Origin of the sequence: Actinomycetospora aeridis, assembly GCF_037400275.1 — a bacterium.
Lineage (GTDB): Bacteria > Actinomycetota > Actinomycetes > Mycobacteriales > Pseudonocardiaceae > Actinomycetospora > Actinomycetospora aeridis.
Map to the genome: position 1 here is coordinate 1 of NZ_JBBEGL010000021.1, position 9,185 is coordinate 9,185.

General features: G+C 72.6%; 10 protein-coding genes. 4 read left to right on the forward strand and 6 right to left on the reverse strand.

Features of this window, described 5'->3' with window-relative positions; genetic code table 11:
• Together WCD41_RS30890 and WCD41_RS30895 are read right to left on the reverse strand one after the other, a co-directional pair.
• A partial coding sequence (locus tag WCD41_RS30890) for a DUF222 domain-containing protein (protein WP_337719101.1) occupies nt 1-879 on the reverse strand: 879 nt, incomplete at its 3' end.
• A gap of 354 nt (nt 880-1,233) precedes the next feature.
• The gene (locus WCD41_RS30895; protein ID WP_337719102.1) at nt 1,234-1,689 is read right to left on the reverse strand and encodes a BLUF domain-containing protein; all 456 of its coding nucleotides are present in this window, start codon (nt 1,687-1,689) and stop codon (nt 1,234-1,236) included.
• Nucleotides 1,690-1,773: 84 nt separating this feature from the next.
• Here WCD41_RS30895 and WCD41_RS30900 point away from each other — a divergent pair, with 84 nt between their 5' ends.
• The gene (locus WCD41_RS30900; protein ID WP_337719103.1) at nt 1,774-2,097 is read left to right on the forward strand and encodes a rhodanese-like domain-containing protein; all 324 of its coding nucleotides are present in this window, start codon (nt 1,774-1,776) and stop codon (nt 2,095-2,097) included.
• Here WCD41_RS30900 and WCD41_RS30905 read toward each other — a convergent pair.
• A complete protein-coding gene (locus tag WCD41_RS30905; protein WP_337719104.1) occupies nt 2,094-2,882 on the reverse strand; it encodes an alpha/beta fold hydrolase in 789 nt (262 codons plus the stop codon). The two genes, WCD41_RS30900 and WCD41_RS30905, sit on opposite strands and share 4 nt — an antisense overlap.
• 146 nt (nt 2,883-3,028) lie before the next feature.
• Here WCD41_RS30905 and WCD41_RS30910 point away from each other — a divergent pair, with 146 nt between their 5' ends.
• Nucleotides 3,029-4,024, forward strand: coding sequence for an LLM class flavin-dependent oxidoreductase (locus WCD41_RS30910; RefSeq protein ID WP_337719105.1), 996 nt, complete (start codon nt 3,029-3,031; stop codon nt 4,022-4,024).
• On the opposite strand, the gene WCD41_RS30915 is transcribed toward WCD41_RS30910, so the two are convergent.
• A complete protein-coding gene (locus tag WCD41_RS30915) occupies nt 4,021-4,950 on the reverse strand; it encodes a DNA glycosylase AlkZ-like family protein (RefSeq protein WP_337719106.1) in 930 nt (309 codons plus the stop codon). The two genes, WCD41_RS30910 and WCD41_RS30915, sit on opposite strands and share 4 nt — an antisense overlap.
• 189 nt (nt 4,951-5,139) lie before the next feature.
• On the opposite strand from WCD41_RS30915, the gene WCD41_RS30920 reads away from it, so the two are divergent.
• A complete protein-coding gene (locus WCD41_RS30920; RefSeq protein WP_337719107.1) occupies nt 5,140-7,224 on the forward strand; it encodes a toll/interleukin-1 receptor domain-containing protein in 2,085 nt (694 codons plus the stop codon).
• A gap of 39 nt (nt 7,225-7,263) precedes the next feature.
• Here WCD41_RS30920 and ligD read toward each other — a convergent pair whose 3' ends face one another.
• Together ligD and WCD41_RS30930 are read right to left on the reverse strand one after the other, a co-directional pair.
• Nucleotides 7,264-8,298 carry a non-homologous end-joining DNA ligase gene (ligD, locus tag WCD41_RS30925; RefSeq protein WP_337719108.1) on the reverse strand — a complete coding sequence of 345 codons (1,035 nt, stop codon included), beginning with the start codon at nt 8,296-8,298 and terminating at the stop codon, nt 7,264-7,266.
• Nucleotides 8,299-8,310: 12 nt separating this feature from the next.
• Nucleotides 8,311-8,793, reverse strand: coding sequence for a MarR family winged helix-turn-helix transcriptional regulator (locus tag WCD41_RS30930; RefSeq protein ID WP_337719109.1), 483 nt, complete (start codon nt 8,791-8,793; stop codon nt 8,311-8,313).
• A gap of 48 nt (nt 8,794-8,841) precedes the next feature.
• On the opposite strand from WCD41_RS30930, the gene WCD41_RS30935 reads away from it, so the two are divergent.
• Nucleotides 8,842-9,185: hypothetical protein (locus tag WCD41_RS30935; protein WP_337719110.1), on the forward strand; the 344-nt coding region annotated here is incomplete at its 3' end.

Here is a 9,185-nt window from a genome sequence, read left to right on the forward strand (position 1 = left end):
GTCGCCCGAGTCGCTCGTGTTGCTCTCGCCCGAGTCGTCGGCCGCGGCGGGCTCCCTGTCCTCGGCGGCGTCGGCGGTGCTGTCGGTGGTGTCGGTGTCGGCGGTGGTGTCGGCCTGCCCGTGTTCGGTCTCGGTGGCCAGGCCGTGGGGGCGGCGGGCGTCGCGGACCAGCTCGTGCAACGCCTCCATCTGCCGCCGCCCCAGCGGACGCTGATCCTCCGCACCGGCCGGGGCGGAGAGCACGGCGATGACGTTGATGAACGCCTCGGCGTCCATCGGATCGTGCATCGCACCCTTCAACGCCAGCGACCCGTCCCGGCGGCGCACCACCAGCAACTCGTCACGAGAGGCCCCACCCTCGGGTGGGGCGGCGCCGTCGGGGTCGCAGCGGTCGATGATCTGCTTGGCCAGCTTGTCCAGCATGTGCGGCGCCATCGCCCGCGCGGCTTGGGCCAACGACGCCTCGATCACCACCAGATCCGGCAACGACGGCGCCGCCACCCCCGACCGCCCCGACAGCCCCGCCAGCTTCCGCATCGTCTCCCGGATGATCTTCACATGTCCCGGGTCGATCAACCCCGCCTGCAGCGCGTCGCCAGTGGCCGGCAACCGCGCCGGCAGCGGTTCGCCCGCCATGCTCCGGCGTGGACACACATCCTGGGCCTCGGCGACCAGCCGCTTCGCCTCCGTCTGGCCGAGGTGGTCCCGATCCGCGAGCAACCCGTAGGTCGTGCGGTACCCGGCCCGGCCGGCCACACCCGACTCGTCGAGCTCGGCGACGGCTTCGAGGCGCTGGTAGTACCCGCGGCGGTGAGCGCGCACGGCAGCGTCAGCGCGGTCCAGGACCTCCCGCTCGACACCACCCACCTGTTCGCTCATGTGTTCGAATCTAGCCCCGACCCCCGACAGTCCCGGGCCCCTTCCGCACAACTGTCCCAAGATTCTTTCCGCGAATTCCGCGACCGGCACGAACCACATCCCTTGAGGGCCGTTGATCATGCCGAACGTGCCGCTCGCCCCGCCGCGCCGGCGCAACGATTCCGTCCAAAGGCGCCCCTCGCCCACCTCTCCGAGCGAAGGTGCCCTTCGATCACAACCACGGAGCCCGGGGGTCCACCCCTCGCCTCCCTGAGCGGGCGCACCGATTCCGGCGAAAGGCGCCCCTCGCCGGTCTATCCGAACGAAAGTGCCCTTCGCTCACAACCTCCGCGGCAACCCCAGCACCGGGCGAGCTCAGACGGTGTCTGCGCCGATCGCGTTGCGCATGGTCGTGAAGACCTTGCTCTGCTCGGGAGTGAGGTCCTTCGGTGCCGCGGGGTGGATCGACCCGTTGCTGGTGTGCAGCGGGATGTCGGCGTGGCCCGCCGACGACACCTGCGCCATGGACCAACGCCCGAACGCGCGGTGGTCGACCGTCCCGGAGTCCAGCACCGCGAGCCGCTCGTGGCGGGGGTCGGCGCTGATCCGCCCGTAGAGCTCCTCCACGTTCCCCTGCGGGCCCTCGAGGACCTGGGCGAAGTAGTGATCGGTGATCAGCAGGGCGCCGGTGATCTCGGCGCCCTTGTTGCGCGACCGCGCCTGGCTGAAGATCTCGGCGAGGACGGTCGGTCGGTCGGTCTTCGGGATGCGGCTGTGGCTCTGGTAGATCAACCGGAAGACGGGTGACCCGCCCTCGTCCGACTCCGCCATCGCTGCCCCCTCCTGATGTGATCGGCGTCTCATCATGCTGATCCGATCGAGGAGTGTCCAGGCAGGAGCGGGACCCTGACGCCCATGTCCGCGATCGACCCCACCGAGGCTCGCCGCCGCCTCCGGGCCGGCGAGGCCGTCCTCGTCGACGTCCGCGAGACCGACGAGTGGGCCGCCGGCCACGCCCCGGAGGCCGTCCACCGGCCCCTGGGCGACCTCGACCCCGCCGAGTTCGCGGGCCGGGCGGTGATCACGACCTGTCGCGGCGGCGGCAGGGGCACGCGGGCCGCCGAGGCGCTCGCCGACGCCGGCGTCGACGCCGTCGCCCTGGACGGCGGCCTGCGGGCGTGGGCCGAGGACGGCGGCGGGATCGTGCGCGACGACGGCTCGCCGGGCGCGCTCGACTAGCGGGCCGCCGAGCGCCCGACCACGTCGCGGACGGTGGCGAGCACCTCGTCGGGGTGGTCGAGGTGCACGCTGTGGGTGGCTCCCGGCCACGTCAGCACGGGGGCGTCCAGGACGGCCGCGAGACGCTCGTGGGCGCGCCGCACCGGGGCGTCGGGCTTGCGGTCGGCGGTGACGACGGCGGCGGGCACCCGCGGGAGAGCGTCGTCGCGCCACCCCCGGGCCAGGTCGGTGAGCCCCTCGACGGACCGCGCGAGTTGGTCGGTGTCGAGCTCCAGCGTGCGGTCGACCGCCTCCGCGCAGTCCGGACGCAGCCCCCGCTTCATGCTGCGGGCCATCACGGCTGTCGCGCCCCGCATCAGCGCGGGACCGAGCACCGGGACCGCGGCCACCCGCGCGGTCGTGGCGGCCCGGCGCTCGACCTGCGCGCTGATCGCGGCGTCGTTCACCGGCGTCATGTCGAGCAGGACGAGGCCCGCGACGTCCTGCGGGTGCGCGGCGGCCAGGAGGGCGGCCACGGCGCCGCCGAGGCTCTGCCCGACGACGACCGCGGGGCCCGCGCCGAGGTCGACGAGCACCTCGTGCAGGTGGTCCGCGGCGCCCGCCAGCGTCCCCGGGACGGAGGACGAGCCGGTGCCGGGCCGGTCGTGGACGATCACCCGGCAGCCGGGATCGGCGACGAGGCCCTCGACCATCCCGGGGAAGAAGCCCTCCGCCGGCGCGGCCCCGCCCGGGAGGAGGAGCACGGGCGGCCCGTGGTCGCCGTGGACGCGCACGCCGTCGGTCACGGGGCCGGACGGTAGTCGTCCGGACACGCTCGGCGAACGGCCGATCCTCTTCAGCTGGTCAGTTGCGTCACACCGATCGGTGCGGGAGCGTTTCTCTCAGCGCTATGTGACCCGCCTTACACGCACGGCGAGGAGGCCGTAACCCGATGAAGCTCGCTCTCTACCTGCCGAACTTCCGCACCGAGGTGACGATCAAAGAGCTCGAGGACCTCACGGACCTCGCCGAGGAGCTCGATTTCGACTCGGTCTGGACGCTCGACCGGATCGTCGTGCCGGAGGCCTCGGACCGCGAGGAGCTCCAGTACACGTTCGGCATGATGGACAACCTGCCGCACGCCCTGCCGGTGCAGGCGCGCGGCCAGTGGTTCCAGGGCTATCCGCTGCTCCCGTGGCTCGCGGCGAGGACGTCGAAGGTCCGCATCGGCCAGAGCATCATCGACACCCCCTTCCGCGCGCCGGGCGTCCTCGCCGCGGAGCTGGCCACCATCGACCACCTCTCGGGCGGGCGCCTCAACGTCGGCCTCGGCGCCGGCTGGATGCCCGAGGAGTTCGCCGCCGCGAGCGCGGCGGACATCTTCCCGAAGCGGCACAAGCACGTGCGGGAGACGATCGAGGTGCTCCAGGGCGTGTGGGGCAACGACCTCTTCGAGTACCACGGTGAGTTCGCCGACTTCGACCGCTGCGGGTTCGGCGCCAAGCCGCTGCAGCAGCCGCGGCCGCCGATCTTCATGAGCGGCCTCAAGGACCCGCTGCGGTCCGCCAAGCGCATCACGAAGTACGACCTCGACGGCTGGATCGGCATCCAGGACTCGCCGGAGGGCCTCGCGAAGTGGCTCACCGCGATCGACGAGCAGTTCGAGGAGATCGGCAGCCCGAAGCGGTCGAAGGACCTCGAGATCTGCAGCATGATCTGGACGGTCATCACCGAGGAGGAGACCGACCAGAGCACCGCGGGCGGTGTCGCGTCGAACCTGCTCGTCGGCACCGAGAAGCAGCTCACCGACCGGCTCAAGGCCTACAAGGAGGCCGGCCTGACGATGCCGCTGATCTGGCCCCCGTTCACCGACGTCCCGGTGTCGAAGACGCTCGACGACCTCAAGCGGATCAAGAACGACATCCTGCCGAAGGTCGAGGCCGCCTAGCCGGCGAGCCAGCGCACCTCGACCTCGCGCGCGAGATCGAGCGGGAACCCGGCGGCCTCCTCCTCGGCGGACCGCCGGGTTCCCCGCGTCAGGGGCCCGAACGGCGTGACGTCGACGCGGTGACCGCGACGCCGCCACGTCCCCGCGAACTCCCCGTCGACGAGCAGGGCGCCCGGCTGCGGCGTGCCCCGCGGCCAGACGGCCCGGCGGCGGGCGTCGTCGGGCACCAGCAGTTCCCGGTCCGGCGACAGCAGGAACGGGTCGCCCGGCGGCAGCAGGCGCACGCCGGAGGGCGTCGCGGTGTCGGTCGTCGGCGACGACGCGCCGGGCGACCACGTCGCCCGCACCTCCGCCGGCGGGAGCCCTGCCCACCTCGCGAACCCGTCCGCCGTCGACGGCCCGTAGGCGTCGAGGAAACGGCGCGCCAGCTCCGTGCGCGCGGTCTCCGGCTCAACGTCCGGCGCGGGCACCACCCACACGAGGGTGTCGCGCCCGTCCCAGCGGAGGCGGATGCGACCCGTGGTGGACGCCGCCAGCAGGCTCGCCACGCGGCCACCGACCGCCGGGAGGGCCTCCCGCTTGCGCACCCGGTCGGCGCCGAGCGCGGCGGCGAGGGCGTCAGCATCGCGCTCGGCCGAGGCGCGGACGCTCGCGTCCCGGGACAGTAGGCCGAGGGTGAACGCCGCGACATCCTCGACCGGGACGACGAACACCGCGCCGCGCGGTCCCCACACCTGCGCGAACGCCGGGTCCTCCCACGCGTCCGGGGTGACGCCCTCGGCCCGGGCGTGCAGGGCCAGCACGACCGACCGGGGCGCACCGTCCTGCAGGCCGGACCGCGCGGCGCGACGCCATGAGGAGGCCGGCAGACGGAGATCGAGGTGCTGGGCCGCGAGGCGGCGCGCGACGACGTCCACACCACTCACCGCGGGCTCCTCGTTCGCCGAACGCTCGCCGTCCTCGACCACCGGACTGCGACCTGTCGGATAGCTGTCAGGGTCATCTCGTTACGCCGATTGGGCAGTTCTGGCTGCTCGTACCCGCGCTGCACTCACCTTCGGTTAGCTTCTCGGCTGAATCGGGGCATTTCGTGGACCGGGGGGACCATGCCGACGATGGTGCTCGACGTACGGCGCGCCGGGCACCTCCGTGCCGCCCGTGACGCGAACAGCGTGTGGCGGGGGATCACCACCGACGAGGCGTGGGCGGTCGAGGGCTGGGTCCACGACGTCACCGGTCGGTCCGTGACGTTGGCGTACAACGAGGATCCCGACGACTGGGCAATTGTCGCTCCCGTCGTCGAGACGCTCGAGCCGGCCGCGTCGGCCACCAACGTGCTGCTGTGTCAGATCGAGGTCCGGGACCAACCGCACAAGGCCCTGCTCGAGCTGTCCGAGCACATGAAGGAGCTCCGTCGGACGCTCCCTGACGTCGACGCCCGCCTCTATCTGATCAGCACGTTTCTCCACGAGCTCTGGTGGTCGTCGGCACGCGTGTGGTCCGGCGACGAATCCGGCGGGGAGCCGACAGCAGGAACGACCCTGGTCGGCGTCCGCCTCGAGGAGCCGTACCGACCGCAGTGGTCGGAGGCGCAGTTCGATGTCTTCATCAGCTATCGCCACCGGGCCTACGAGCACGAAGCCCATCGGCTGCATCAGCTGCTGAGCGAGGCCGGTCTGCGGTGCTGGCTCGACGTGCAGGACCTCGCACTCCGCGGCGACGAGAAGATCGACCAGCGACTGCTCCGCGGACGGCTCCAGGAGGCGATCGCCGCGTCGGCGTGTACTGCCCTGTTCGCCATCGAGGCCGAGGGCGTCGAGGGAGAGGACGAGCGCGGCGCGAACGTCGCGTTCAGCTGGTCGGACTTCGAACGCCGCCACAGCCGGGTGCTGGTGGCACTCCACCCACGGTTGCGCCTGCTCATCCACGACGGCGGTCGCCAGAAGCGCTGGGAGAACGACGCGGAACTGACGGCTCTCGTCGAGGAGACGGCGAGGACCGCGCGCGATCGTGGGGTGGACCGAGGCGACGCCGAGGTCGATCTCGGAGCAGCCGTCCACGAGCTCCACCGACAGGCGGGTTCCACGAGCACGGCGAGGCCGTGCACGCCCTTGGCGAGCTTGGCGTTGCTCGCTCCGCAGTGGTTCGACTCGTGGGGTCATCGCCGTCCGGTCACCAACGAGGACGTCCTCACTGCGCTCGTCCGCTACGACCCTTCGGCGACCCTGGCGCTGCGCGAGGCCGGTGTCGACTCCGTGGCGCTGCACGCTGCCGCCGCGCGCTGGCAGACGACGCGCTGGTCGGAGCCCGGTCCCCGACGGTGGGACGACGTCTTCGATCTCTTCGCCGGCTCCCAGCCGAAGCCGGCCCTGCCAGTGAACGAGGAGGCCCTGCTCGCCCAGGTCATCGACAACCTGTCTCACAGTCCTGCCACGCCGTTGGTCCGCGCAGCGAAGCTGTCCGCCTCGTCGGACGAGGAGGACGAGCACCTCGCGCTCCTCGCGCGGGTGCGGCACCAGGCGCACGAGCGTGCGGCGTCCACGACGTGCCGTCACGGTCGGCACGGTTGGCTCGTCATCCGCGAGGGTGGACGGGTCCGGCCGGTCCCGGTCGTGCACGTGCGCAGCATCGCCATCGACGGCGAGCGCTGGTTCCTGCCCGAACGCTTCGGTATCTGGATGCAGCAGTCCGACCGCCTTTTCCCGGTCGACGCCGTGGAGGGTCTCGAGGCGGTCCTCAACTCCGACGACATCGAGGGCGGCCTCTCCTCGGTGCTCACAGAACGCCCCGAGGTCGCGCTGACCCTCGATGGTGCGGTGCGGCCGTGCCGGGTTCACCACGTTCCCCGCTCTCCGGTCGATCGATTCGAGTCGGTGTTGATCGACCTGGCGGAGACGGCGACCGGCTCGTGCGCGGTCGGTCCCGAGCCGGTGACCGAGCTCGCAGAGCTCGCCGAAGCGATCGCCGCCCTGGCCGCGGGCGAGTCGCCGGCGAGCCCTCCCCCGCTCTGGCCGACGACGCCGCTGCGCTCCTCCGAGGCCCTCCTCGTGGCCCCGGCGTGCTCACACCCGGTCGTCCGTCGACGTGCCTCGGCCCTCGACACGCTCGTCGAGGACCTCGGTCCGGTCCTCGAGGTGTCCCGGACGCTCGCTCTGCCGTACGACGACCTTCCTTCCGAGGTCAAGCGCCGGCTCTCGTGACGTGCCGGTGGGTCCCGCGCCGGCGACCGGGTCAGCTCGTCAGGTGACCGTCTTGCCCGTCGTGTCCGCCCGGCTCCGGCTCGGCTGCACCCGCTTCGGCTCGCCCGGCATCTTCGGGTACTCCGGCGGGTAGGGCAGGTCGCCGAGGTCGTGGTCGCGCTGGTCGCGCTCGACCCACTCCAGCACCGTGGCCAGGCTCCCGGGGTGGTCGTGCAGACCCGCCAGGGCGTCGCCGCGCTCGGCGAGCACGCCGGCGGCGGTGAGGACGTCGAAGTCGTCGGGGTCGACGTCGGGGAGGTCCTCCCAGCGCAGCGGCATCGACACCGTCGCCCGGGGCGTGCCGCGCACCGACCACGCCGACGCGATCGTGCGGTCGCGGGCGGCCTGGTTGTAATCGAGGAAGACGCGCTCGCCGCGCTCCTCCTTCCACCAGTCGACGGTGGCCTCCGACGGGATGCGCCGGCACACCTCGCGGGCCAGGGCGATCACCGCACGCCGGACGCCGACGAAGTCCCACTCCGGGCGCACCGGCACGAGCACGTGGACGCCGCGCCCGCCGGAGGTCTTCGGGCGCCCGTGCAGGCCGGCGTCGTCGAGGACCTCGCGCAGCACACCCGCGACGCGCACCGCGTCGGCGAAGTCGGTGCCGGGCTGGGGGTCGAGGTCGATCCGCAGCTCGTCGGGCTGGTCGACCTGCCCGCGGCGCACGGGCCAGGGGTGGAAGTCGAAGGTGCCGAGGTTCGCCGCCCACGGGAGCACGGCCGTGCGGGTCGGGCAGATCTCCGTCGCGGGCCGGCCGCTGGGGAAGCGGACCTCGACGGTGTCGACCCACTCGGGAGCGCCCTTGGGGACGCGCTTCTGGTAGAAGAACTCGCCGGTCACGCCGTCGACGAAGCGCTTGAGGTGCGTCGGGCGCTCGTAGAGCACCGCGAGCAGGGGCTCACGGACCGCCACGTAGTGCTCGACGACCTGCCGCTTCGTGATCCCGCGGTCCGGGAAGTAGACCTTGTCGGGGTTGGTGACGCGGACGGTCAGGCCGTCGACGTCGATCTCCTCCGCCGGGGACTTCGCCACGGCGGCAACCTACTAGCTCCCGCCGGTGACGCCGGTCTCGTCGGCCGTGCGCAGCCGGTCGGCCAGCGCCTGGAGCTCGGTGCGCAGCCGGTCGATGTCCGCGGTGTCGAGGCCCGTCTCGTCCCCGACGCGGCGCTGGATCGCGAGGACCGGCTCGCGCAGGGCGTCGCCCTCGGCGGTGCAGGTCACCTCCACGGTGCGCTCGTCCTCGGGGCGGCGGCGGCGGACGACCCGGCCCCGCTCCTCGAGGCGCTGCAGCAGCGGCGAGAGCGTGCCGCTGTCGAGGTGGAGCTCGCGGCAGAGCCGCCCCATGGTGGTCGGACCGTTCTCCCAGAGCACCAGCAGGACGACGTACTGGCTGTACGTCAGCCCCAGGGGCGCGAGACCGCGGCGGAAGGACGCCGCGATCGCGCGGGAGGCGTCGTGGAGCGCGAAGCACAGCTGTGCGTCGAGCTTCGTGGGCGCCGCCGAGGTCGCCGAGGTGTCCGTGCTCATGACACCAGGGTAGGCCCGACGGGAAGTGGTGCGCGTTACCGTGGGGTGATGAGTGCGTCGAAAGGCCCAGGTGGGGGCACTCCGGGGACACCGGGCACGGGTGACGACGAGTCCGTCGGCCCGCCCGGACGCTTCGCCGACGACCTCATCGGCCTGGATCCGGACGATCCCGAGGCCCGCGCCTTCGCCGCGCACCTCGACCGGATGGAGCACGTCGGGCCGGCGTCGTTCACCGTGGAGGGCCAACTGGCCGGGGTCCGCGACTTCGCCGAGTCCGCCAATCGGGCGGACGGCACCCGCCGGCTCGCGGCGATCGTCCTCGTGGCGCTCGTGCTCCTCGGCACCGGCTTCGTGATCTTCGAGGTCCTCGAGGTGGTCCTGCGCACGGCCCT

Coding starts and splice junctions, on each gene's coding strand:
- WCD41_RS30895 (WP_337719102.1), bottom strand. CDS start 1,689: ATGGCGGAGTCGGACGAGGGCGGGTCACCCGTCTTCCGGTTGATCTAC.
- WCD41_RS30900 (WP_337719103.1), top strand. CDS start 1,774: ATGTCCGCGATCGACCCCACCGAGGCTCGCCGCCGCCTCCGGGCCGGC.
- WCD41_RS30910 (WP_337719105.1), top strand. CDS start 3,029: ATGAAGCTCGCTCTCTACCTGCCGAACTTCCGCACCGAGGTGACGATC.
- WCD41_RS30920 (WP_337719107.1), top strand. CDS start 5,140: ATGGTGCTCGACGTACGGCGCGCCGGGCACCTCCGTGCCGCCCGTGAC.
- WCD41_RS30930 (WP_337719109.1), bottom strand. CDS start 8,793: ATGAGCACGGACACCTCGGCGACCTCGGCGGCGCCCACGAAGCTCGAC.